23 protein-coding genes and 1 pseudogene are annotated in these 23,845 nt (G+C 61.4%); 6 read left to right on the forward strand and 18 right to left on the reverse strand.

Annotated elements, in window-relative coordinates:
• Window positions 1-6: 6 nt before the first annotated feature.
• Complete coding sequence (locus SynA1528_RS06055) at window positions 7-1,599, reverse strand: DUF3370 family protein (RefSeq protein ID WP_186588142.1); 1,593 nt, start codon at window positions 1,597-1,599, stop codon at window positions 7-9.
• 144 nt (window positions 1,600-1,743) lie between these two features.
• On the opposite strand from SynA1528_RS06055, the gene SynA1528_RS06060 reads away from it, so the two are divergent.
• Complete coding sequence (locus SynA1528_RS06060) at window positions 1,744-1,917, forward strand: sigma factor SigF (RefSeq protein WP_186588143.1); 174 nt, start codon at window positions 1,744-1,746, stop codon at window positions 1,915-1,917.
• A gap of 50 nt (window positions 1,918-1,967) precedes the next feature.
• On the opposite strand, the gene SynA1528_RS06065 is transcribed toward SynA1528_RS06060, so the two are convergent.
• The 3 genes and pseudogenes from SynA1528_RS06065 to SynA1528_RS06075 form a co-directional block, all read right to left on the reverse strand.
• Window positions 1,968-2,369 carry a sigma-70 family RNA polymerase sigma factor gene (locus SynA1528_RS06065; protein WP_186588144.1) on the reverse strand — a complete coding sequence of 134 codons (402 nt, stop codon included), beginning with the start codon at window positions 2,367-2,369 and terminating at the stop codon, window positions 1,968-1,970.
• 17 nt (window positions 2,370-2,386) lie between these two features.
• Window positions 2,387-2,542, reverse strand: a pseudogene (locus SynA1528_RS13330) (sigma factor); the annotation flags it as partial.
• Window positions 2,543-2,622: 80 nt separating this feature from the next.
• Window positions 2,623-3,474, reverse strand: coding sequence for an ATP adenylyltransferase family protein (locus tag SynA1528_RS06075; RefSeq protein WP_186588145.1), 852 nt, complete (start codon window positions 3,472-3,474; stop codon window positions 2,623-2,625).
• Between the two features lie 90 nt (window positions 3,475-3,564).
• Between SynA1528_RS06075 and SynA1528_RS06080 the strand changes: the two genes are divergently transcribed.
• Entirely contained in the window at window positions 3,565-4,293 is a 729-nt protein-coding gene (locus SynA1528_RS06080; RefSeq protein ID WP_186588146.1) for an SDR family oxidoreductase, read from the forward strand.
• On the opposite strand, the gene SynA1528_RS06085 is transcribed toward SynA1528_RS06080, so the two are convergent.
• Window positions 4,275-4,667, reverse strand: coding sequence for a DUF2237 family protein (locus tag SynA1528_RS06085; RefSeq protein WP_186588147.1), 393 nt, complete (start codon window positions 4,665-4,667; stop codon window positions 4,275-4,277). The two genes, SynA1528_RS06080 and SynA1528_RS06085, sit on opposite strands and share 19 nt — an antisense overlap.
• Before the next feature lie 111 nt (window positions 4,668-4,778).
• On the opposite strand from SynA1528_RS06085, the gene SynA1528_RS06090 reads away from it, so the two are divergent.
• Window positions 4,779-5,009 (forward strand): DUF8667 family protein, encoded by a 231-nt coding sequence (locus tag SynA1528_RS06090; protein WP_186588148.1) that lies wholly within the window; start codon window positions 4,779-4,781, stop codon window positions 5,007-5,009.
• 33 nt (window positions 5,010-5,042) lie between these two features.
• On the opposite strand, the gene SynA1528_RS06095 is transcribed toward SynA1528_RS06090, so the two are convergent.
• The 3 genes from SynA1528_RS06095 to SynA1528_RS06105 are packed head-to-tail and all read right to left on the reverse strand — an operon-like array spanning window position 5,043 to window position 9,936.
• Complete coding sequence (locus SynA1528_RS06095) at window positions 5,043-5,315, reverse strand: small RNA NsiR4-regulated ssr1528 family protein (protein WP_186588149.1); 273 nt, start codon at window positions 5,313-5,315, stop codon at window positions 5,043-5,045.
• A gap of 26 nt (window positions 5,316-5,341) precedes the next feature.
• Entirely contained in the window at window positions 5,342-8,971 is a 3,630-nt protein-coding gene (metH, locus tag SynA1528_RS06100) for a methionine synthase (protein ID WP_186588150.1), read from the reverse strand.
• A 50-nt stretch (window positions 8,972-9,021) separates the two neighbouring features.
• On the reverse strand, window positions 9,022-9,936 hold the full coding sequence (locus SynA1528_RS06105) for a branched-chain amino acid transaminase (RefSeq protein WP_186588151.1): 915 nt from the start codon (window positions 9,934-9,936) through the stop codon (window positions 9,022-9,024).
• 64 nt (window positions 9,937-10,000) lie between these two features.
• On the opposite strand from SynA1528_RS06105, the gene cobN reads away from it, so the two are divergent.
• A complete protein-coding gene (cobN, locus tag SynA1528_RS06110) occupies window positions 10,001-13,729 on the forward strand; it encodes a cobaltochelatase subunit CobN (RefSeq protein ID WP_186588152.1) in 3,729 nt (1,242 codons plus the stop codon).
• Here cobN and SynA1528_RS06115 read toward each other — a convergent pair.
• Genes SynA1528_RS06115 through SynA1528_RS06145 form a run of 7 tightly spaced genes read right to left on the reverse strand, consistent with a single transcriptional unit; the run spans window position 13,719 to window position 19,802 of the window.
• Window positions 13,719-14,273, reverse strand: a complete 555-nt coding sequence (locus SynA1528_RS06115; RefSeq protein ID WP_186588153.1) for a hypothetical protein — start codon at window positions 14,271-14,273, stop codon at window positions 13,719-13,721. The two genes, cobN and SynA1528_RS06115, sit on opposite strands and share 11 nt — an antisense overlap.
• 27 nt (window positions 14,274-14,300) lie before the next feature.
• Window positions 14,301-14,948: a PHP domain-containing protein gene (locus SynA1528_RS06120; RefSeq protein WP_186588154.1), complete on the reverse strand. Its 648-nt coding sequence runs from the start codon at window positions 14,946-14,948 to the stop codon at window positions 14,301-14,303.
• 1 nt (window position 14,949) lies between these two features.
• On the reverse strand, window positions 14,950-15,528 hold the full coding sequence (gene hemJ, locus SynA1528_RS06125; RefSeq protein ID WP_186588155.1) for a protoporphyrinogen oxidase HemJ: 579 nt from the start codon (window positions 15,526-15,528) through the stop codon (window positions 14,950-14,952).
• A 35-nt stretch (window positions 15,529-15,563) separates the two neighbouring features.
• Window positions 15,564-17,051, reverse strand: a complete 1,488-nt coding sequence (locus tag SynA1528_RS06130; protein WP_186588156.1) for a cryptochrome/photolyase family protein — start codon at window positions 17,049-17,051, stop codon at window positions 15,564-15,566.
• Window positions 17,052-17,339: a hypothetical protein gene (locus tag SynA1528_RS06135; RefSeq protein ID WP_186588157.1), complete on the reverse strand. Its 288-nt coding sequence runs from the start codon at window positions 17,337-17,339 to the stop codon at window positions 17,052-17,054. It abuts the gene before it with no gap.
• Window positions 17,336-19,294 carry an excinuclease ABC subunit UvrC gene (gene uvrC, locus SynA1528_RS06140; protein WP_186588316.1) on the reverse strand — a complete coding sequence of 653 codons (1,959 nt, stop codon included), beginning with the start codon at window positions 19,292-19,294 and terminating at the stop codon, window positions 17,336-17,338. The genes SynA1528_RS06135 and uvrC overlap by 4 nt, the downstream gene beginning before the upstream one ends.
• Window positions 19,295-19,319: 25 nt before the next feature.
• Window positions 19,320-19,802, reverse strand: a complete 483-nt coding sequence (locus SynA1528_RS06145) for a flavin reductase family protein (protein ID WP_186588158.1) — start codon at window positions 19,800-19,802, stop codon at window positions 19,320-19,322.
• Between the two features lie 73 nt (window positions 19,803-19,875).
• Here SynA1528_RS06145 and coaD point away from each other — a divergent pair, with 73 nt between their 5' ends.
• Both coaD and SynA1528_RS06155 read left to right on the forward strand, forming a co-directional pair.
• The gene (gene coaD / locus SynA1528_RS06150; RefSeq protein ID WP_186588159.1) at window positions 19,876-20,367 is read left to right on the forward strand and encodes a pantetheine-phosphate adenylyltransferase; all 492 of its coding nucleotides are present in this window, start codon (window positions 19,876-19,878) and stop codon (window positions 20,365-20,367) included.
• A gap of 1 nt (window position 20,368) precedes the next feature.
• Entirely contained in the window at window positions 20,369-21,298 is a 930-nt protein-coding gene (locus SynA1528_RS06155; protein ID WP_186588160.1) for a coiled-coil domain-containing protein, read from the forward strand.
• Here the strand turns inward: SynA1528_RS06155 and dacB are convergent.
• Genes dacB through SynA1528_RS06170 form a run of 3 tightly spaced genes read right to left on the reverse strand, consistent with a single transcriptional unit; the run spans window position 21,243 to window position 23,824 of the window.
• Entirely contained in the window at window positions 21,243-22,559 is a 1,317-nt protein-coding gene (dacB, locus tag SynA1528_RS06160; RefSeq protein WP_186588161.1) for a D-alanyl-D-alanine carboxypeptidase/D-alanyl-D-alanine endopeptidase, read from the reverse strand. The genes SynA1528_RS06155 and dacB overlap by 56 nt on opposite strands.
• Window positions 22,556-23,065, reverse strand: coding sequence for a DUF4330 domain-containing protein (locus SynA1528_RS06165; protein WP_186588162.1), 510 nt, complete (start codon window positions 23,063-23,065; stop codon window positions 22,556-22,558). Before SynA1528_RS06165 ends, dacB begins: the two co-directional genes overlap by 4 nt.
• A gap of 57 nt (window positions 23,066-23,122) precedes the next feature.
• Window positions 23,123-23,824 (reverse strand): DUF1995 family protein, encoded by a 702-nt coding sequence (locus SynA1528_RS06170; protein WP_186588163.1) that lies wholly within the window; start codon window positions 23,822-23,824, stop codon window positions 23,123-23,125.
• Window positions 23,825-23,845 lie beyond the last annotated feature (21 nt).

The raw sequence follows: 23,845 nt of genomic DNA on the forward strand, positions 1-23,845 counted from the left end.
GGAAGGTTATCGACCCTGAAGCTGGCGAAGCCATTGCTGCTGACTGCGAATGGCATCGGTGTAACGAGGTGAGGGGAGGGGAAGGATGGCTGGTAGTGGTGGGGGGGGAGTGGCAGGCCCCGCTCTGACAGGAGCGGGTTGTTGGATCGGTTCGGCAGCCGGTGTAACAACTTTGACGGGTGCCGTCTCCTGTTCGTTGATGGGCTCTATCGCAGCGGGTGGAGCCAGGTTGGGCATCACCTTGCGCTCTTTTTTCTGAGCGGCCAATGTCTCCTGAGCCGCCTTTTGCTTTTTCTGCCGCTGATGCAGCGTTGCCAGCTGCTGGACGGGGACCACACTCAGCAGATGACCTGGCGTCGCATCGGCGGGATACACCAGGCTGACCTTGACGGGATTGCTGTCACCTGGTTTCAAGCGAAGGTCCGACAAGGCGAGACTTTCGCCGGCTCGAAGGCCCACATGGACCTCTTCCACAGCGTCACCCTGCTGAATTCTGATCGAGCCGCGAAACGCTGTGAAGGGCTTTTTCCCAGAGACAACCGGGTGGCTCATCACCAGCTGGTGGACTCCCTGTCCTTTGAGATTCAAGGTGACGTCGTAGCGGACTCCATAAGTTCCGACATTGTTCAAAGCTGAGTCGACCATCCGGGTGGTCAAGGGATTCACCTGAACATCACGGGTCCCGAAATGATGGCGTGATGTGCTGGTCAGAGGCACATGCAGTGGGCCTTGGTTGAGGTTGTGATCAATGTTGGCGGCGTACTTGTCACCAATGGCGACACCGGCGACACGGGAGAAGACCTCACCCGATTGAATGTCCCGAATGCGGTTGAGGTAGATGCGTCCAGGCGCCAGTCGGCCTCGCCGGAGAACCGATAGAAGAGCATGTTCGCTCTGCTTCTCTTCAGCTGCGACGACAGCTAATTGAAAGGGACCATCGCTGCGACCCTGGAGCAACCCATTGGCGATGCCTCGTGCCGGCAGATCGGTGCTGACGACGACTTTGCTGGAACGGGGTGGAATCACGATTGATGGCCGCAGCTTGCGATCCAGTTCTTCGCGCAACATCTGCACGGCTGTCGCATCACCCGGACCCGTGTTCCAGGGTCGCTTTCCGAGGGGTTTGACCCCCATCAGGTTGTTGGGAAGGTATGGGGCCTCAAAACTGTTTTTGACTGATCCACTGGAGAAGGTCAGCGTCACCGGACGCTCTCGAGGATTGATGGCGATCAGGCCAAGGGTCAGAAGACCTCGCTTTTTGCGTCCCCCCAGTTTCTTGGCATCGGAGGGGTAGTACTTGTGGTGCATGTGCACCCCGAAGTCGCCGTTGAAGGTGAATTGCGCATTTCGCAGCGGACGGTTGGTTTCCGCAGCGATGGACGTTCCGGGGGCAGTCGTGACAAGGATTCCCGGCCCTTTGACGATTTCAGGCTGATTGGAATGAAGAACGGGAACCCGGTTGAAGGAGCCATTGAGCGGCTTGGCCCTCTGGCCTGACATCAGCGCGACGTAGGCCGAGGCAGGGCGCACAAGCACAGTGCTGCATGTCGCAGTTGCGACACAGGCCAGGACTTGAAGTGGGACGCGTCCGAGCCTCATGAGACGGCCTTCAGTCGGGGTTCGGCTGAAGTACTGCTGGCGAAGGTGCCTCACGGTAAGCGTCGGATCCGTGCAAGCCAAGCCAAGAGCGACTCACGGGACCATGGTGAATTCGCCAGAATTCGTCCAGTTATCCCTTCAACCATGCTTCCTCCGTTTTGCTGCAACGGAAGCTCCGATCACCAGCAACGGAGACGTCAGCATCAGGAGCGCAAGATGGCCATGTTGATGTTCTGGCGGGATGGATTGGAGCGACAGCTCGCCGCTCTGAATGCCACCATCGGCACGCTTCATGATCAGATGCAGCGCGACGCCTAATCGGCCGGTTGCAGGTCGCTCAGCTTCAGCTCCAACTGCTTGAGACCTCGCTAGACCCGACGTTGGACAGTCATGGCTGAAACGCCAAGGCTGCTGCCAACGTTGCGCAGTCTGCGCCCTTCGATCACGACTGCATTCACGGCTTGTCTGTCTTTGGCAGCAAGCCCAGCGAAGGCTTGTTGAACGGTTTCTCTCCGTTCGGCGTTGAGCATCATCGACAATCCTGTCTTCGCTGGTGCCTGAAGATTCATCGGCAAGGGTTGCCAGCGGTTTTTTGCTCGATAGGTCGCCTGAACCCACTGCTCATGACTGTTCTGTGGAGCACTGGTTTGACACAGCCGTTGCGCTTCTTCCTCAAGGCGTCGTGGCAGTCGAACCAGGGCAACGCTGTCGCGTAAGTAGTGAAGAATCGCCCCTCGGGCATGGGTCCTGGCGAAGGCCTCAAAGGGCACGTTGGTGCACTTCTGTAGGTCTTGGTTGCTTTGATCAGACCAAGAACGGCCACCTGAAAGAGGTCATCCTGGTCAAGACCAGTGCGTTGGGAAAAGCTTCTGGCCAGACGAAGGGCCAGGTCGAGATGACGTTCAACCAGTTGGTTGCGCCGATGAACTTTGGAATTGGGCATGAACAAAAAAGATCCGGGATTTCCTTTCCCGTCTGTTGTTCAAGCCATGCATAGTCCAGGTGGCCGATTCATCCGTGGCATCACGGATCTGTGGCGACCACACCCCTGAGCAAGGCTTCGGGGCCGTTGGCTGCCAACCAGGTCCGATCTGATCGCTCCGTGCTCAGCAGATATCCCGCAAAGCCAAGGGCGTTGACGCTGTATCCATGCATCTCATCACGTGCCCGTTTGACCAAGCCCATCCAGCGATCACTGATCAGAAGGTTGTAGGGATGCAATGGTTGCCCAACCTGCTCTGGTGAACCCAGGCCGCTCTGGAGACAGAGCTCGAGGTAGATCTCGACGAGTGCTGAACCGGACCACGTTGCAGGCAGCAGTTTGATGCGAATGCTGTTGCTGAGGCTGTCCATGGGCGTTGTTCTGTTCCCGTTGATCAAGTGGTTCTGAAACCACGGCTCTCGGGGACAGAGTCGATCGCCGGCCTCCCTTGGCAACAGCTGCAGATGGCGATGGGGTTGGCTGGCTCCAGCCTGGGGCCCGCTGTTGAAGAACCAGAGCCCAGCTGTGTCCTGATGGACTTGGCACACCGCCGTCCAATCCAACAGCGATAACCAGCCGATCTGGGGTTGCCAGCCGCGGCTGATCAGCAACATGTGCCCCAGTTGCACTGGATATTTGTTGAGGATCAGGACGTGCTCGTCGCCGACGCCTGTGATTTCAAGGCGCTGATCCCACGGGAGGAATGGATTGGGTTTCGGGCCGGCAGCTCTCAGGTGTCGAGGAGGGGCACCCACCAGATGGCGGATTTCAAAGCCGCTGTCTCCGCTGCCGCTCCAGGTCTCGATGTCCGTACTGAGTGGACGAAGAGCGCCGTTGCTCAGCGCTTCCTGGCTGCGATGCAGTGCCCGCTGGTGCAATCCCTCGGCGACCATCGCGACGCAGTTGGTCCTGAAGGGCGTGGCGATCGTAGGCGGGGGTGGCGTTGCCTTCGCTAGATGTCATGCAGTGGAACCGTTCAATCAATGACGACCCATGGGGATGACGCCTGGACGGGACTGGCACTGGTGGTTGGCACCGGTGGCATCGGCTCAGCCTTAACAGCGCAGCTGAAGCAGCAGTGCCAGGGTCTTCGGGTCATCACCGCAGGACGGCAGGGGTCACCCGCCCAGGACCTGTGCCTCGACCTGGAACGGGATGGGGATCTTGAGGCCTTGACGGAGACCCTGCGTGCGGAGTCTGACGAGCTGCGGCTGGTGGTGAATGCCACAGGTCGACTGCACGGTCCTGGCCTTGTTCCTGAAAAGCGACTCAAGCAGGTGGGGCGCAGCGCCCTACTGGAGCAGTTCTCGATCAATGCCATCGCCCCGGTGTTGCTCGCCCGCGCTGTGGAACCCCTGCTGCAGCGTGATCGCCCTTTTCATTTCGCCAGCCTCAGCGCACGCGTCGGCAGCATCGCTGATAACCGCAGCGGTGGTTGGTACAGCTACAGGGCGGCCAAGGCTGCTCAGAACCAGCTGCTCAAATGCCTGAGCATCGAATGGCGTCGTCGCTGGCCGCTCGCCACCGTCACGCTGCTCCATCCCGGCACAACCGACACCGACCTGTCCAAGCCGTTCCAGACCTTCGTTCCACCGGAGAAGTTGTTCACGCCACTAAGGGCCGCGGAACAGCTCGTCAACGTGCTGCTCGCTCAGGAACCGGAGGATTCAGGTGCATTCCTGGCCTGGGATGGTCAACCGATCGACTGGTGAGCGTGTTCCTTCAGCTGATCAAGACTGACCACGCTCAGTGCCCTGTCCTCTGTGGCCTCGAGACACACCAGGGGGGCCATGCCGTCGTCGTAGGCCTGCTTCCAACGCGGCGCGCACACACACCAACGGTCACCAGGCTTCAGCCCAGGGAACTGGAAGGCCGGTACCGGGGTGGAGAGGTCGTTCCCCTGCGCTTTGCTGTAGCGAAGAAAGGCTTCGGTCATGACACAGCAGATGCTGTGCTGGCCGAGATCGCTTGGATCGGTCTGACAGGTGCCGTCGCGGTACCAGCCGGTCATTGGTGAGCATCCGCACACCAGCAGCGGCTTCCCGAGAACGTTGAGCGGGGCTGAACGGGCTGATGTGCTGGTCATCCTGACGGAGATCACACGGGGAGTCTGCCGAAGGAGTGGCACATTTTGACGTCAGACAGTTGACGAACCCCTGGGGGAACGCGGTAAAGGTCATTCAGTTATGTCCACTCGATGGATTGGGAGTTCACTGAAGACGCTGCGTTCCTGGCGCTCTGCGATGCCTTTCGCGAGAGTGGTGAAAGCTCAGCCATTGAGTTCCTGGCCAACGGTGAAGGGGCCTTCCACTTCCAGGACCTCGCCCAGAACGCTGCCGGTGAAGGCATCGACCTCAGTGAGTCGAATGCCCTTGATGAGTTTCAGCAGAACGTGATCGACACGATGGAGAAGCTCTGTCAGGAGTGAACCTGACAGAACCTGGTCGGCTGGATACGACGTTCAGCCGAAGTAGAAGGCGATTTCCTTGTCCTTCAGACCGTCCCAACCTGCATCGAGGAGCCGTTGGTTCAGGCTTGCTTGGTCGAAGTGCTTTGCGCCGGTCTTGACCACGCGGTTGCGCATGGACTTGAGCACACCGCTCCTGGCGCGCTGGCTCTCCAGGTCCATCACCTCGTTGTAGAGCTCGAGCATTGCCACTGGAATCGGTGATCCATCGAGATCAACGCCTGCCTTGATGGCGGCATCCACGCCATCGGGTCCGGCAATCGCCATGGTCAGCTGAAAAAAGACGCCTCAGGCTATGCGCTGAAGTAGCGAGCCTTGCTGTGAAGCGCCACCAGTGCTGTGGTGCTCTGCTCAGGGGAGAGCTGATCGCTGGCGTCCATGGAGAGGCCGATGCGGTCGGCACCGAGCCAGGCCAATTGCTGACGCGAATCAGCCACGTTGGGGCAGGCGGGGTAACCGAAGGAGTAGCGACTGCCGCGGTAGCGCTGAGCCAGGACATCCCGCAGCGGCATGCCATCTGGATCAGCAAAGCCCAGCTCCCGTCGAATGCGGGCGTGGACCCATTCCGCCATCGCTTCGGCCATCTGAACCGCCAGTCCGTGGAAGTAGAGGTAATCGCTGTACTGATCGCCTTTGAACAGCTCCTGAGCCACTTCACTGGCCTTGACGCCCATGGTCACCGCCTGCATCGGCAGCACGTCCGTGGGGCGTCCGTCAGCGGTCATGTCCTGGAAGAAATCCGCAATGCAATAGCGGTTACCGGAGCGCTGACGAGGGAGGTCAAAACGGCCGAGCTCATGCTCGCCATTGGCGTCAAAAACCCTCAGGGCATTGCCGTCGCGGCCGACAGGGAAATAGCCGTAAGCCGCCCGGGGTGTGAGCAATGACTCATTCAGACAGCGCTCCATCCACTGCTGCAGGACAGGCTCAGCCTTGTCCGCCAGCATCGCCTCGTAATCCTCCCGAGACTGCTGCTGGGTCTTGCGCAGTTGCCACTGACCCGCAAACAGAGCGTTGCGATCCAGGTAGCTGAAGACCTCTTCAATGTCGACGTCAGCTTCTGTGATGACGACAGAACCCTGGAACGGGGCCTTGGGTGCCAGCTCTGCCGGCACAGCTTCGGATCGCTCCGTGGTGACCGGCAACTGAGGAGTTGCGGCCTCCTTCGGGGTCTTCGCAGCAGACGCGGAGCTCTCCGCCGATGCCGACTCACTCTCCTCATCAAGGCCGACTCCGCTGGGGGCATCGGCCAGGAATCCGTCGATGTTGCTCCAGTTGTCGTTGCCCTTGGCATCCATCAGGGCATCCATGAACCGGAGGTCAGCGAAGGCATCACGGCCATAGATGACTTTGCCGTTGTAGACCTCGCGGCAGTCCTTCTGCACAAAGCGTGGCGTCAGGGCAGCACCACCCAAGATGACGGGTACCTCGATCCCGGATTCATTGAAGGCCTTGAGGTTGTCCTTCATGAAAGCCGTGGATTTCACCAGCAGACCACTCATGGCGATGCAGTCAGCCTTGTGCTCGTGCTGGGCTTCCACGATCGCCTCACAGCTTTGTTTGATGCCGAGATTGACCACCTCGTAGCCGTTGTTGGTGAGAATGATGTCGACAAGGTTCTTGCCGATGTCGTGGACATCGCCCTTCACGGTGGCGATCATGAATTTGCCCTTGCTCGTGCTCTCACCCTCCGCCGTCTCCATGTGAGGTTCCAGGAAGGCCACGGCGGATTTCATCGTCTCGGCGCTTTGCAGCACGAAGGGGAGCTGCATCTGGCCGCTGCCGAACAGCTCGCCCACCACCTTCATGCCGTCCAGCAGGAAGGTGTTGATGATCTGTAGAGGGGGGTAAGCCTGCAGCGCTTCGTCCAGGGAGGGCTCAAGGCCAATGCGCTCCCCGTCGATGATGTGTTGCTTGAGCCGCTCCTCGATCGGCAGGTCGGCGAGGGAGGGGCCTGACGCCCGGGCTTCCTTGGCGCTGACCCCTTCGAACAGCTTTGTGAGTTCAGTGAGCGGGTCGTAAACGCAGATTCCATCGTCGAAGCGACGGTTGTCGTTGATCAGATCACGGCACACCGTCTGGTGCTCTTCGCTGATCTTGATCAGCGGAAGAATCTTGGCCGGGCTGACGATGGCAGCATCCATGCCCGCTTCACAGCAGTCGTGGAGGAAGACGGAATTGAGCGTGATCCGGGCTGCCGGGGAGAGGCCGAAGCTGACGTTGCTGACCCCCAGAACGACATGAACCCCCGGGAGGTTCTCTCGAATCATGCGAATGGAGTCCACCGTGGCCTTGCCATTGAGCCGGTCCTCCTCGATGCCGGTGGAGATGGGCAGGGCGAGGGGGTCGTAGAAGATCTCATGGGCTGGAATTCCGAACTCAAGCGCGTCCCGGTAGGCCCGCTGCGCGATGGCGAACTTCTTCTCCGCCGTCCGGGCCATGCCGTCTTCATCGATGGTTCCGACCACCACACCAGCCCCGTAACGACGGGCTAGCTCGAGCACCTTGAAGAAACGCTCGTCCCCGTCTTCGAAGTTGGTGGAGTTGAGGATGCACTTGCCGCCTGCAACCTTGAGGCCGGCCTCCATCTTTTGCCACTCCGTGGAGTCGAGCATCAGTGGCAGGTTGACATTGGTGACCAGACGGCTCACCAGGTGATGCATGTCCTGCTCTCCGTCACGGCCGACGTAGTCGACGTTGACGTCAAGAACATGAGCGTTCTCCTTGACCTGACCACGGGCCACGGACACCAGACCATCCCAGTCCTCTTCCGCCAGTAGTTCGCGCACCTTGAGGCTGCCACTGGCATTGAGTCGTTCCCCGATGATCAGGAACGAGTTGTCCTGTTGATATGGGGTGACGCCGTAGATCGAGGCCGCAGCTGGTTCGTAGTTGAGCGCTGGACGCACATCTTCATCAGACGCTGCTCCGTGACGGGAGCTGCGCTCCGCCGGTTTGAGCTCAGCGGCTAACTCCGCCAGCGAGCCGATATGGCTTGGGGTTGTGCCGCAGCAGCCACCGATCACCTGGACGCCAAGGTCCTCGACGAAGTGCATGAGCTGCATCTTCAGCTCAACAGGAGTGAGGCGGTAATGGGCTACGCCACCGACATTTTCGGGCAAGCCCGCATTGGGAATGCAGCTCACCGTGAAGGGGGAATGCTCGGAGAGATACCGGATGTGCTCCTTCATCTGCTCCGGCCCGGTGGCGCAGTTGAGGCCGAGGATGTCGATGGGGAACGGCTCGAGAATCGACACCACGGCAGCGATGTCCGTGCCGACGAGCATGGTGCCGGTGGTTTCCATGGTCACGGACACCATCAGGGCCCGTCGCTCGCCGGTGGCTTCAAAGGCCTCCTCAATGCCCTGCAGGGCTGCCTTGATCTGTAGAACGTCCTGGCAGGTCTCGACGATGAACAGATCAACATCGCCGGCAATCAGTCCTTCGGCCTGCTCGCGGAACGAAGCCCGCATCGTGTCGAAGTCGATATGCCCCAGGGTCGGCAGCTTGGTGGTGGGCCCCATGGAACCGGCAACGAAGCGAGGTTTCTCTGGGGTGCTGAATTCGTCGGCCATTTCCCGGGCCAGTTCGGCGGCCCGTTTGTTCAGTTCAAAGGCCTTGTCCTCCAGCCCGTATTCCGCCAGAACGATCGAGGCGGCGCCGAAGGTGTCTGTTTCGATCACATCGCAGCCCACCTCGAGGAACTGACGGTGGACCGCTTTGACCGCCTCGGGTTTGGTGACGGCCAGATTTTCATTGCAGCCTTCCAGCTCAGGGCCACCGAAATCCTCCGCGGTGAGATCCAGACCCTGGAGGCTGGTGCCGGTGGCACCGTCAAACACCAGCACGGGCCGTTCCGGTCCATTCAGGTGGTTCAGGAAGCGTGACGTGGTGAGTTGCCGGGATGCCTGCGCCACCACCATGTTTTACGTCCTGTTATTGACGGGATTCTAGGAAAAGCTCAGGGCGAACCTCAGCCGATTGGAATTCGGGTCACCCAGTGCTCATAGGCCGGATCGCACCCTTCGGTGATCGCCACGAGCCGCGACTTCAATGCGGTCATCACCGGTCGATCCGTGTTCAGCTGCGTCGATTCGATCTGCCGGATCGGTGTGATCTTGGCGGCTGTACCGGTGAGGAACACCTCATTGGCAATGAACAGCTCGGTTTTGTCCACAGGCCGCTCCACCACAGGAATCTGCATGGCTTTGGCCAGTTCGATCACGCTTGCCCTGGTAATCCCCTCCAGGATGTCCTGATCCACACCAGGGGTGATCAGCTGTCCGTCGCGGACCAGAAACAGGTTCATGCCACTGGCCTCACTGATTTTTCCGCGGCTGTTCAGCAACAGTGCTTCGTCGAATCCGCTCTGGACCGCCTCCGTTTTGGCGAGGGAACTGGTGATGTAGGCCCCAGAGATCTTTCCTCGAAGGGGGAGAGAACGGTCCTCCTGACGGGTCCAACTGCTGATGCGGCAACTGACCCCCTCCGGAGACAGGTAATCCCCGAGAGGTAGGCCGTAGATCAGGAAGTCGGTCTCAATATCGTGCAGACGTGGGGCGATGCCGAGATCGCTGGTGTAAACGAATGGACGCAGGTAGATGGGCTGCTGCGGCTTGTTGGCCTGCAGCATCGCCGTCAGCGCTTCAAGAATCCTAGCTTCGCTCAGATCCGTCAGCAGCAGACGCGCGCTCTGACTCAACCGCCTTGCGTGGCGATCGGCTCGAAACAGCAGCATCGATCCGTTGCCCTGCGGATCGGGGATGGCCCGCATCCCCCCGAACGCTCCGGTGCCGTAGTGCAAGGCATGGGTGGCGATGGAGATCCTGGCCTCCTCGAAGGGGACGCACTGACCCTGAAACCAGGCGTAGGGCAGGAACTGATGCATCGCTGGGGAAAACCCGATCGTTGAATCTTCTCACCACCGGTTGCCGCGGAAGGAGAATGGCGTAATGCACCGTCTTGCCAGTTGCCCGGGCATTGATCCTCCCGAGGATGTGGTGCTCGTCGAGCAACCCCCGGCGGATGTGCTGGTTCTTTCCAGTGCCGCTACCGATCTCAGCTGCCTTGAGGCGGTGCTGCTGGCTGCTCCGGAGTGGAACAACCGGATCAGGGCTCTCCATCTCGACAATCTCAGCCATCCAGCGCAGCTGGACCATTACCTCTCCACCACTGCTGAGCAGGCCCGGTTGATCGTGGTGCGCCTGCTGGGTAGTCGCGGGCACTGGAGCTATGGGTTGGAGCAACTGCAGCGCTGGGGTGACGAACACACCGACCGGCAGCTGCTGGTGCTGGCGGGCACGGTTGATCAGCAACGCGACCTGCATGGCATTGGCTCGGTTGCTCCCGAGCTGGCGGATCGTCTAGCCGCTCTGTTGCGGGAAGGGGGCCAAACAAACATGGCCAGGCTGCTCGAGGCCATCCAGGCGCTGTTGGACGGAACGCCACCGGAAATCGAACAGATTGAGGTGGTGCCGTTACCGGACCCCTTCCCCTGGGATTGGCAGGAAGACGTCGGTGCCACCGTTGGTGTCGTGCTCTACAGAGCCCAGCTGCAGGCGGGTGACACCGCACTGGCTCAGCAGTTGAATCTGGCCCTGCGGAAGCGTGGCCTTCGGCCTCGTCTGATCTGGGTCAGCAGTCTCAGAGATCCAGCAGTCCAGGCCGGAGTTCTCGACCTGCTTCGCAGTCAGGGCGCCCAGGTGGTGATCACCGGCACGGCCTTTGCCTCCGTCAGCAGCGAGCAGGCCGGCCTTGGAAGCCCCCTCTGGGATCGTCTTGATCGTCCCGTGCTGCAGTTGCTGACCGCAGGAAGCAGTCGGGAGCGCTGGCAACAGTCCAGCCGTGGTCTTGAACCTCTGGATCTGTCCCTGCAGGTGGTGATGCCGGAACTGGACGCCAGAGTCACCACTCGCCCCTGTGCGTTCCGACAGCCTCGCGCACCGATGGGGGGCCTCGCCACGGCGATCACGGCGCAGCAACCCGACCAGGACGGCATCGACTGGTTGGTGGAGCACGCCAAAGGCTGGATTGATCTCCAGGACACTCCTCCCAGCCAGCGACGGATGGCCATGGTGCTGGCCAACTACCCGGTACGCGATGGGCGTGTGGCCAATGGGGTGGGGCTGGATACCCCGGCCAGCGTGGTCAACATCATCGATTGGCTGTCGGAAGCGGGATATCAACTGGGAGATCTCCCCAGGCCTGACCACGGTGATCAATTGATCGCTTCGTTGCTTCAGGGACGCACCAATTCAGCCGAGGGAAAGCAACGCCGCCCCCTCGATCACTTGCCGCTAGCGACCTACCAAGCCTGGTGGGACACCATTCCGATCGAAGCCAGGTCCCTGATTGCCAGCCGCTGGGGAGAACCGCAGCATGCCTGTGATCTGGATGAAGACCATGGCTTTGCCATCCATGGTTTGCGCTACGGCCGTCTTGTGGTTTTGCTGCAGCCGGACCGGGGCTATGACCCGGACCAGATCGCTGATCTGCATTCGCCGGACCTGCCTCCACCGCACCGTTACCTGGCCCAGTACCTCTGGCTGCGAGAGGTTCACGGGAGTCAGGTGATGGTCCATGTGGGCAAGCACGGCAGTGCCGAGTGGTTGCCGGGCAAAGGCGTGGGTCTCAGTGCTGCTTGCGGCCCCCATCTGGCCCTGGGGGCGCTGCCGCATCTTTACCCGTTCATCGTCAATGACCCCGGGGAAGGGTCCCAGGCCAAACGCCGGGGGCATGCGGTGGTGCTGGATCACCTCACCCCACCCTTGGGTCGTGCCGGCCTGCATGGCGACCTTCAGCGGCTTGAGTGTCTGCTGGATGAACTGGTGGAGGCCCGTCAGCTCGGCGGTGAGCGCACTGCGGTGCTGGAATCCAAGGTGCTGAAGACCCTTCAGGATCTGGACTGGCCAGGGGTTCCCAGTCGACAGGAGCTGAAGCGGAACCCAGAGCTGGTGAACAGTTGTCTTGACCAAGCGGAGACCTATCTCTGCGAACTGAAGGAATCCCAGATCCGTACCGGTCTGCATCGCTACGGCCAGTGCCCGGACGACGGCGCCATGACAGAGCTGCTGATGGCCCTGGCCCGTCCTCCGCTGCAGGGGCAGCCTGGTCTGACGCAGCTGCTGGCCAGGGAAGCTGGCTTGACGTTCGACCCCTGGACCCAGGAGGACGGTGAACTCCTCACGTCTGGTGATCAGGTGCGGTTAGGCGCCCTGGGGTGTCAGCGCTGCCGTCGCGTGGGTGATGGCTGCGCATGGCTTGAACAGCAGGCCCTGCTGTTGATCAGACAGCTTCTGCTCCACGAACACGCAGACGATCTGGTCACGCCGTTTCAGGAGCTAATTCAGAGATCAGACGTGTTGAACAAGCGTTGTCAGGAGCTGTGGCAGCGGCTGAAGGATTGTGGAAACGCCGAGCGTGAAGGCCTGCTGCGGGGGCTGGACGGTCGTCGCATCACCGCTGGCCCATCGGGTGCCCCAAGCCGTGGCCGACCGGATGTGTTGCCCACCGGTCGCAACTTCTATTCCGTTGATCTCCGCGGACTGCCGACGGAGGCGGCCTGGGACCTCGGCCGACGCTCCGCCGAACGGCTGCTGGACCTCCATCTTCAGGAGGAAGGGGAACCCCTGCGGCATCTGGCCTTATCGGTGTGGGGAACCGCCACGATGCGCAACGGTGGTGAGGACATCGCTCAGCTGCTGGCACTGATCGGCGTTCGCCCCGTCTGGGACGGCCCAACCCGGCGCCTGGTGGATCTGGAGGTGATCCCGGCGGAACTGCTTGGACGACCTCGGGTGGATGTGGTGTTGCGCATCTCCGGCTTGTTCCGGGATGCCTTCCCGCAGCTGGTGAACTGGGTGGATCAGGCCCAGCGCATGGTGGCGATGCTGGAGGAGCCGGAGGAGTTCAATCCCCTCGCTGACCTCACCCGTCGCGATGGTCCCCAGGGACGCATCTATGGATCTGCCCCTGGGGCCTATGGCGCAGGATTGCAGGCGCTGATCGACAGCGGCTCCTGGGAGTCGCGCCAGGATCTGGGGGAGGCGTTCCTCTGCTGGAGCCAATGGCGCTACGACGGATCAGCAGAAGCTGTCCAGGATCGCTCCGGCCTGGAGCAGGCCTTGTCCTCCGTTCAGGTTGTCCTGCACAACCAGGACAACCGGGAACATGACCTGCTGGATTCCGATGATTACTACCAGTTTCACGGTGGACTCAGTGCCGCAGCCGAACTGGTCTCCGGAGAACGCCCCCAGCTGTGGTTCGGCGACCACTCACGCCGCGAGCGTCCACGGCTGCACCGGCTGGAAAAGGAGCTGGACAAGGTGATGCGCAGCCGGATGCTCAACCCCCGCTGGATCGAGGGGATGCAGCAGCACGGCTACAAGGGCGCCTTCGAGATGGGAGCCAGCCTGGACTATTTATTCGCCTACGACGCCGCCACCGATCGGGTGCCGGACTGGTGCTACGGAGCCGTCTGCGACAGCTGGCTTGCTGATCCGGTCAACCAGACCTTCCTGAACGACCGCAACCCGTGGGTGCTGCGTGACATGGCGGAAAGGCTGCTCGAGGCGTCCAATCGAGGGCTATGGACCGGAGCCAGCCAGGATCAATTGAATCTGCTGAAAGACCTGGTCAGCAGCAGCGAAGCCCGAATCGAGCGCGGTGATCTCACTTGTTGAGGTCCCGCACCATCTGGCGGAAAGGATCGATGGAACCAGGCTTGGAGGAGGGTGCGGCCTGGCCGGCCTTGGCTTGAGGAGCCTCCTCTTCTTTGAGGATCTCCTTACGGGCAACGGGTGCTGCATTCGCAGCTGCCGGGGTGTTCACGGAGTTGACGGCCGTGCCACGCAACCGCTTGTTCATCTCTTCAGTGGTGACCTGTTCGGCGAAGGTCTTCTTCACGGGCTTGGGGATCCCTGCCGTCAGATCGATCGACTCCTCCTTCTTCGCCCTGTCGCCAAGGCCCTCACTCCGCTTGTCAACGGATTCGGTTTCCGCCGCCACCGTCATGATCTGTTCCTTCGTGCCAGGGCTGTCGACGGTGCCTGGAAAGGTGCGTCGAATCGTCTTCGACTCGCGCATGTAATTGACATCCCCCAGGGATGAGGAGGAATCAGAATCAAGGAAGAATTCAGCCGGTTTCGCCTTGGCTGGCTTGCGTGGCTTGATCGTTTTGTCGGAATCCTGCGAATCCTTATTCAGCAGACGATCAAAGAAGCCCATGTCGACCGGAACTGAGATGGGATGAACTTAGCGGCCACCAAGGTCGATTCCATGACTGTCGGTGCCACACGTACGCAAAAGGCCAAGTTTCGTCAGTTGCTGATCGATGGCCTCGCAGATCATCGGACTGGGTGCCCAGACCGTTTGCATGTCGTAGTCGTACCAGGCTTCACCGCCGTCAAAGCCAAGCCGGGCGGCCTCGTCGATCAGCAGCTCATGGCTGAGGCGGTATCGGGCTGGATGGGCCAGCACGGCCAGACCGCCGGCGTCGTGAATGGCCTTGACCACGGAGTCGGCTCGTAACGCCTCTCCCACCACGGCATCGCCACGGTTGTAGGGCTCCAGAGCGGCATGGCCCGGTTCAAACCCCAGGGCCAGGATGTGGACAAGACATCCCTTGAGCAAGGAGCTGATTTCCATGCCGCTCCACAACGTCGGCACCACGGCACCGGCATCTCTCTGTACGTCAAGCCAATCCGCCATCGGCTGAAAGGCCCGGGCGCTGTGGTGGTCGGTCACGGCCAGATGGGAGAGCCCACGCTCCGACGCCTGACGGATCAGTTCGAGGGGTTCGAGGCTGCCATCACTGCAGATCGTGTGGCAGTGGAAGTTGAGGGTCCCCGGACAGCTGTCGGGGACAACGTCAGCCAGAACGGAACGAAGTGGATGGCTCATCTCAGCTACCCGTGACCGCCTGGGCTTCCGCCCGCAGGCGGCGCCAACGGGCATAGAACTGAATGGACGCTGCCATGAACACCACCAGGGCCACGATGAACCAGGTGGCTGCTCCGGTCGGGAACTGGTTCTTGAACACCACCAGCATCACCACAATCACCAGCAGCAGAGTCGGCAGTTCATTGAGTGCCCGCAGTTGCTTGCCGCTCCACTGACAGGTCCCGGCCTGCAGTTGACCCATCAGGCGATAGCAGGCGACGTGATATGCCAGAAGAGCTGCCACGAAACCCAATTTGGCGTGCATCCAGCCCTGTTGCAGCCAGCTGGGTTGGGCCACCAACAGGCCGATGGCCATGGACACCGCTACCACCATTCCCGGTGTGGTGATGATGTTGGCCAGGCGTTTCTCCATCAGGCTGTACTGATCCCTGAACGGCTGTTGCAGCTCTGCTGCAAGCTCCGCCGTTTCAACGTGATAAATGAACAGCCGCACCAGATAGAACAAGCCGGCGAACCAGACGACAACACCAACGATGTGAAGCGTCTTGAACCAGAGGTAGGCCTCAGGTGGGAGGGTCATCAGCGCAACCGCATTGCGGCGACCTTACGCAGGTCTCAGGTGAGGCCGTCAAGAAAATCAGAAGCCCGGCGCTGATGGCCCAGCAGCGTCTCAGGGGCCATGCGGTCGAGGTTCCGAGCCATCATCGCCAGGCGGAACTGACTCCGGAAAAAGGATTCGTGGCGTCGGATGAAACTCCAGAAGAGCCCGTCCCAGATCTCACACCATTCACCTTTCTTGTAATCCGACATCTTGCGGACGTAGTTCGAGCCGGAGACGTAGGGCTTGGTCGTGAAGATGCCGCCGTCGGCGAACTGACTCATGCCATAGACGTTGGGCACCATCACCCAGTCGTAGGCATCAACGAACAGCTCCATGAACCAGCTGTAGACCCGGGTGGGATGAAAGCCGCAGAGCAACATCACATTGCCCAGCAGCATCAGCCGTTCAATGTGATGGCAATAACCGGTGTCCAGGGCGTGGCCGATGGCGTCATCGATCGGGGGCAGGCCTGTGCAGCCGGTGTAGAAGGCCTCGGGAATCGGACGATCCTCCACCTCCCAGAAATTGCCGTTGCGCATGGCCACCCCATGGCGGCGATACATGGCTGCCATGAATTCCCTCCATCCAATGATCTGGCGGATGAAGCCTTCGAGTGAGTTGAGGGGCACATCACCGCCTTCCGCCCGGGCCAGGGTCTGATCCAGAACCTGCTGGGGGGTGAGCAAGCCGATGTTCAGCATCGGCGTCAGCACGCCATGCCACATCACCCGGTGCTGGGTGCTGATGGCGTCTTCATAGGCCCCGAACTGAACCAGGCGTTCGTCGAGAAAGGTCTCGAGCCAGCGCGATGCTTCGTCGTGGTCAATGGGGTAGTGGAACCCATCAAGCTTGCCGAGCCCGGGGAGGTTCTCCTCTGCCAGTTGCTGCCGTGCCGTTTCCACCACAGCCGATGTCGACGCGACCGGCACGGATGGAACGCTGATGCCCTTGGGCAACTTCTTGCGGTTGTCGGCATCAAAACTCCATTGGCCGCCGACGGGGCGACCGTCGGGGTCGATGAGGACCCCTAAACGGGTGCGCTGCATCTCATAGAACTTGGCCATCAAGGGCTTCTTGCCCGTGCTGAAATGCTTCTCGAGCACGTCGGCAGGCGTTAGCAACATCGGTGTCGGAAGCACGGTCACCTGCAGGCCGACACGCTGAGCGAAGGCGTTCAACCGACGTTCCAGCCACTGATCCACCAGGTCAACGAGATGGACATGGCGATAGCCCGCTGCATGCAACAGCTGCAGGTGACCATCGGTGTCCGGTGCAGCGTCATGGTGCTGATGGATCACGCTGAAGCCACGCCGCCGCAGCTGTTCGGCGTAGGCCGTCATCGAGGCGCGATGCAGGAGCCGGCGCTGCTGATGCATCCGCAACGACCATTGCGGGTCCGTGCCAAACAGCAGTGGATCCTCGATCAAAGCCACGTTGCGACCGGGCTGAATCGCCGGATGATCAGCAAACAGCTGGTGGGGAAAGATCAGGGTGACGTCCACTCAGCCCGCCTCCCCTGCCAAGCGGCATGCCCGCCGCCCAACGGCGGTGGCGTAGCTGCGGTCCACCTGACCGGCAAAGGGGCTCAGAACTCCAGCGCGGCAGTCCATCACCACTTTCTCGCGATGCCCCTGCTGGTCGTTGAGCCGCAGGATCAGCTGCCAGTGGTTTTTGGCACTGCGGGTGATGTCATCGGCACAGACAGGGCCGGTGCACAGTCCAGGCGAGGCCCAGCCCGGTCGACCCAGCAATCCAATCAGGCAGCACAACAACAGCAGACAACGGATCATGCGATGTGTGCAGGGGACTCTTCGGAACCGTCATCCTGCCGGGCATCGTCGTCAGGGTGGAAAAACCCATGGATGTCCTTGGCCAGGGCCGGACCCACACCCGGCGCCTTGGCCAGCACGTCGACGGAGGCCAACTGAATCGCATCGATGGAGTGGAAGTGCGCCAGCAGGTCCTTCACCCGTTTCGGGCCCACCCCGGGGATGTCGGAAAGGCGCGAGCGCTTCATCCGTTGACCGCGCTGCTGCCGGTGAAAACTCACGGCGAAGCGGTGGGCTTCATCACGCAGGCGACGCAGCAGCGCCACGCCCAGTTGGTCCGGCTCACTCTCCAGCGGCTGACTCTCGCCGGGGAGAAAGACTTCCTCCCGCTGTTTGGCCAGAGAGCAGACATTGAGATCCTCGTGCAGATCCAGCTCCCTCAGGGCCTCCATCACCGCTGACAACTGGCCTTTGCCGCCGTCGATCATCACCACATCCGGCCAGTCGTTGAGGCCATCGGTCTGCAGGGCGCTTCCTCCCTTGTGGCGCAGTGCACCCACATCCACACCATCCGCCTTGGCGCGAGCCCAGCGGCGAAAGCGCCGCCGCATGATCTCGGCCATGGCCATGAAGTCATCGCTGTGGCCGGCCTGAATGCTGCTGCTGCGGATCTTGTATTTGCGGTAGTGCTGCTTGGCAGGCAGTCCATCGATGAACACCACCTGGGATGCGACGGCATCACTGCCCTGAATGTGACTGATGTCGTAGCCCTCGATTCTTCGCGGTGGTGTCGGCAGCTCAAGCAGCTGCGCCAGATCCTCGGTGGCCAGAGCCTGTTGCTCCTGACCCTGTTGCGCCCGCAGCAGTTCGAATTCAGCGTTGCGTTGCACCAGTTCGATCAGGTCCGCCTTCTGTCGCTGCTTGGGACAGTGAATCTGCACTTTCCGTTCCCGTTGCTCCGTCAGCCAGTCCTCCAGAAGCTCCTGCTGCGGGAGGGGGTGCTGCACGAGCAGCTCGGGCGGCACCTCGACCGCATCCACCTGGGAATAGTGCTCTTCAATCACGCGCTGCAGGATCAACCCAGGCTCCAGGGCGGATGCATCGGCGGTGTAACCCAGGCGCCCCACCAGTTTTCCGGCCCGCATCTGGAACAACTGGACCGCGGCCAGGCGTTCGTCACAGGCGAGGGCCAGCACATCCCGGCTGACGCTGGAGTCGGGCAGACTCATCTTCTGATCGGCGGTCAACTGGTCCATGCCCTGGAGCTGATCACGGATCCGGGCGGCCGCTTCGAAGTCCAGGCGCTCTGCGTAGCGGTTCATCTGCTCATCCAGCAGACGCTGCAGTTCATCGCTGCGCCCCTGAAACACCATGGCCACCTTGCGCAGGGTGCGGTGGTAGTCCTCTGAGCTGATCTTTTCCTGGCAGACCCCCGGGCAGCGGCCGATGCTGTAGTTGAGGCAGGTGCGATCGGGGTGGAGCGGTCGCGGTCGCTGGCGTAACGGAAACACCCGCTTCACCAGAAACAGTGTTCGACGCAGCAGGCCGACGTCGACGTAGGGGCCGTAGAAGCGATCGAGGGGACTGCGGAAACGCCGCCGCCGGGTGATGAAGATCCGGGGATAGGCCTCGCTCCAGGTGATGCAGAGGTAGGGGTACTTCTTGTCGTCCTTCAGCAGCACATTGAAGTGCGGCTGATGGTTCTTGATCAGGTTGGACTCGAGGGCCAGGGCCTCCGCTTCACTGTCAGTGACGATGAACTCGATCTCGCAGACCTGACGCGTCATCAGACGGATGCGCGGCGACAGGTCATGCCGACTTCGGAAATAGCTGCGCACCCGGCTGCGCAGGGATTTGGATTTGCCCACGTAGAGGATCCTGTCCTCTCCATCGCGCATCAGATAGCAACCGGGTTCCGGCGGAATGTCCTTCAACCGGCGCTCGAGCACCTCCGGCTGGGTCAGCAGCGGCGGCATGGTCCGTGACTCCGCCAACGACCGCTCAACCGCCGTAATTCCAGCCGGTGCTCGCCATGGTCAGGGCCTCACCGTCTTCAAGCAACCGAGCGCTCTTGACTTCACCGACAAACACGGTGTGGTCACCGTGCTTGATCTGACCCACCAGCTCACACTCCACACCTCCAATGACCCCCTCCAGGAGCGGTAGGCCCTTGGGACCCTCCTGGAATGGAGCCGCCTCAAAGCGGCCACCCAGACCCTTCTGTGGCTTGAAGAACACCGCAGCCAGATCCTTCTGGTCCGCTTTGAGCATGTTCAGCGAAAACCGTTTGGTGCGTTCGATGATCCCGTGGCTGGTGCTGTCAGCCCGAACACCCATCACCACGAGGGGGGGCTCGAACGATCCCTGGGTCACCCAGCTGGCGGTGAAGCCATTCACCTCGTCGCCTTCGCGGACACCGCAGACGAACAGGCCGTGGGGGATCTTGCGCAGCAGCACCTTCTTGGCGTCGGCGTCGAGGCTCATGGTTCAGGGGATGTTGATGGAAATCTAGGGATCAAACCGCTGCATAGGATCCGGTCAATCCAGGGTTCTGAGGATGAGGGCGCTCTACCCGGGCAGTTTTGATCCACTGACCAATGGCCACATGGATCTGATCGAACGGGCTGCTGCTCTGTTCGGTCAGGTCACGGTGGCGGTTCTGTCGAATCCCAACAAGAAGCCCGCCTTCAGTGTTGATCAGCGCATCGAGCAGATCCGGAACGCGACCCGTCACCTGAACGGCATCGATGTGGTCAGTTTTGACGGATTGACGGTCCACTGCGCGGCAACCCATCAGGCCGATCTCATCCTGCGCGGTCTTCGCGCAATGAGCGACTTCGAATACGAGTTGCAGATCGCCCACACCAACCGGTCTCTGGCCGCAGATCTGGAAACGGTGTTTCTGGCGACATCAACCCGTCACAGCTTCCTCAGCAGCTCCGTGGTCAAGGAGGTCGCCCGCTTCGGCGGCCCAGTTGATCACATGGTCCCCAAGGAGGTGGCGAAGGACCTGAACAGGCTCTTTAATTCGGCTTTCCCACCCCGGTGACATGAGCGACGCTCGCTTCGCTGTCCTCGACCATCTGGATCAGCTGGAGGATGTCCTTCTTGAGGGCAGTCGCATTCCGTTCAGTGGCGGGCGTCTGGTGAACGAGGGTGATGCCGTTGAAGTCCTGGATGCCGTTCGGGACACTTTGCCCAAAGAGGTTGAGCGGGCTGCTCAGCTGTTGGAGCGACGGGACGAGTTCATCACCACGGCCAAACAGCAGGCTGATGAGATCGTTCAGCAGGCCAAGCGTCAGCACGAACAACTGGTGAGCACCGCCTCGGTGCGTCAGGAGGCGGAACGTCAGGTGCTGGAGCTTCGTGAACAGACCCGACAGCAATGCGAGCAATTGCTGCAGTCCACGCGTCAGCAGGGCGCCCAGCTGGAACAGGAGATGCAGAGCAAGCTGGCCCAGCAGGAACAGCAGTTCGCCGCACGCCGGCAACAGCTGGAGCAGGAGGCTCAGCAGCGCCGTCAGCAACTGGAGCAGGACGCGGCGGAGCTCAAACGCCAATACGCGGAGCAGCATGAAGCCAGTCGCCAGCAGGCCCTGCAGGAACTGGAGACCATCCGACGCGAGGGCTTGCGATTGCAGAGTGAGAGTCGCGAAGAAGCCGAGCGACTCCATAACGATGCCCTGCAGTTCCGTCAACAGACCCAGCAACAGTGTGAGGGGCTGATTCAACGCAGCCGCAAGGAGGCGGCTGCCGTTCAGGACGGAGCCAACCGCTACGCAGAACAGACCCTCGGTGAACTGGAAGTTCGCCTCAAGGAGATGGCACAGGTGGTGATGGCTGGGCGCCAGGAACTGGTCAAGATTCAGACCATCAGCAGTGCTGGTCCCAAAGGTGACGACAACGAGGGCAAGACAGTTCCGATCAGCCGTGGCCGACGTGCCGCCTCCCGGCTGCGTTCCATGAAGGGCACTGGCTGATGCGCTGGACGGCGAGCAGCACCTGAGCCATGACGCCGCGAGGGGCATAGGCGCCGTTGGCAATCATGCTCACGTAGCGGGGTCCATGGGAGGTCTTCAGGATTCCACTCAAGGAACTCACTCCCCTGAGGGTTCCTGTCTTCCCCCAGAACTGGCCGGTGAGCGCGGAGCCTCGCTGGAAACGCCAGAGCGTGCCCCGGCGCCCCGCAATCGCCATGGAGGCTTGGTAATGAGCCCCGTATGGGTGTTGCGCCATCCGCCACAGAAGTGTCGACAGGGTTCGGCTGGTCACCCGATTGCCCCTGGAGAGCCCGCTCCCATCCCGGATGCGAAGGCCCTGGGTGGGAATTCCCTGAGCCTGCAGCCAGCGGGTGTTGGCCAACGAGGCCTCAGCCACATCCCAGTTGTCCGCCGCTTCACGCATCAGCACTTCAGCGGTGAAGTTATGGCTTTCGGTGTTGGCCAAGCTGAGCAGCCCATGCATCGGAGCCGACAGCTCACGGTGGATCACCACAGGTTCCTCAGCCTTGGCCTGGGCGAGAGCGGCTTCCCGTTGCTCGGGATTCACCTTCACCAGGCGAAGGCGTCCTCCCTGTTGGCTCACCGTGGTGGACAGCACCCTCTCCAGCCGTCGGGCTGGATCCATCACCGCCATGTGCAGAGCGTTGCTCGTGAGAGCAAGCCGGGTGATCGGTGCGCCGTAGGCGTAGCTGCGATCGTCCGCAGGCCAGTCACTGGGCCACCAGCGCTGGCGTGGCTCCTCCCGCAACATCAACTGAAGAGGCCCCGCAGTCGTCTTGGGCGATTGAGAGCCACCACGCCCCAGAGCCACCATGGCGAAGCGTTGAATCTCAGCGATGCTGAGGTCTGGATCCCCCTCGCCCACAATTTCCAGACTTCCGTCGCCGTGACGGAGTAACTGGGTTTCGAGACGGAAATCGGGCCCGAGGCGATCGAGGGCGAAGGCGGAACTGATCAGTTTCTGATTGGAGGCGGGGATCCTTGGCAACCATCCATTGATGTCCGCCAGGAGTTGGCCCCGCTCGTCAAGAACGCTGACGCTCCACGGAGCCGTGCTGGGGCCAATCGAAGCCTCGACCGCCCGTTGCAGTGACGGGCACAGAGGACGTTGGGTCCGCCCGGGCAGCCCCTGACGGCTGCTGGGGGGACTCGGTTGCAACAAGCGTTCCGTGCTGTGGGCTGCTGCGCCGGCGTTCAGCAACAACGCCGCCAGAGCCGGGGTGATCCAACGCTGGCTCATGGAAGAGCCACACCGCTGACGACACCATTGGCGCGGTAAAGCCGTCCTTCGAGTTCCACAGGACTGCCGACCTTGAGTTTGGTGCCACCGAAGACCACGCCGGATGGACCTGTCTCCGCATCGGCCTTCAGGCGAAAGCGTGCATGCAGGCCGCGGGCCGGGCTGGTGTCTTCCGCTTCGAGAACGGTTCCATCCGGCAGGAGCTGGGTGAGGGGACGACTGATGTCCTCCACAGACAACAGCGCAACGCGCCCAGCCGGCTGGTTGCGAATCACGATGCTGACGGCCCCTTCCTCTCGGATGCCCTCCAGGAACGCCTCCGAATCGACCACCTGCAGGTGACGCACATCCACACTCACCTCAACCGGCTTCACTGAGCCCGTCGCCCGGGCCACCGCATTGGTCAGTTTCGGAGACCAGACCACACCAGCGAGCGCGGCCACTGTTGCTGCAACGGCCAGCCCATCGAGAACCGTGATGGAGCTGAGGGAGAACCGTCGCTGCATGGCATCACTGCTTCGAGCCGAACATTACGGACGGCGGGTGGTCCGATCAAGCATTTGTCAGCTGCGCAGACCGTCGATGAATCGATCCACACTGCCGAGCTGCTGTTTGAGGCTGTCCGAGTCTTCTCCGGCCAACAGCGCCGAGATCTGCTCGGGATCCGGGCGATTTTCCATGGACGCCAGATGGCGGTAACCATCGGGGTCAAGTCGATACAGAGTCCAGTCATCAGGGAACCTCCGCATCAACGCTCCACCCTCAAGGGGCTGAAGCCAGTACGCCTGCTGCCAGGAGGAGACGAAGCCACGCCGTCGCTCACGGGCCACGCTGCCGATCCCGACGGCAGCATCCTCAAGCCGGCCGTTGAGCATCAAGACCGAACCACGATGGTCCTGACAGATGGCCATGAACTGCTCGTAGTCCGAGGGTTGCGGACCAACCGCCAACACCAATCCATCCGCATCTCCACGGGTCGACCATTGGTTGAAATCCAGGATGGTTCCGGCCAGATCCGGTGCATCACGCCTTGCCAGCGCTGCAGCCCCAGCATCCGGCCAGAGCAGCCGACAGGATTCATCCACCGAGCGAAGGGCTTGAAACAGCCGCAGAGCGACGGGGAGAATCCGCAGATTCTCGAATCGAAGGGACGCGCCCCATCGGGCACCCTTGCCTGAGGCCAGGGCTGCCTTGAGGGCATCAAGCAGATCGGCTTCCGCGGTCAGCAGATCGGCGGGAAGGCTGGCCTTCTGGGCTTCAGGCACGTCTGCAGATTCACAGATGGG

The organism is Synechococcus sp. A15-28, from assembly GCF_014280175.1.
In the GTDB taxonomy this organism is placed as follows: Bacteria; Cyanobacteriota; Cyanobacteriia; order PCC-6307; family Cyanobiaceae; genus Parasynechococcus.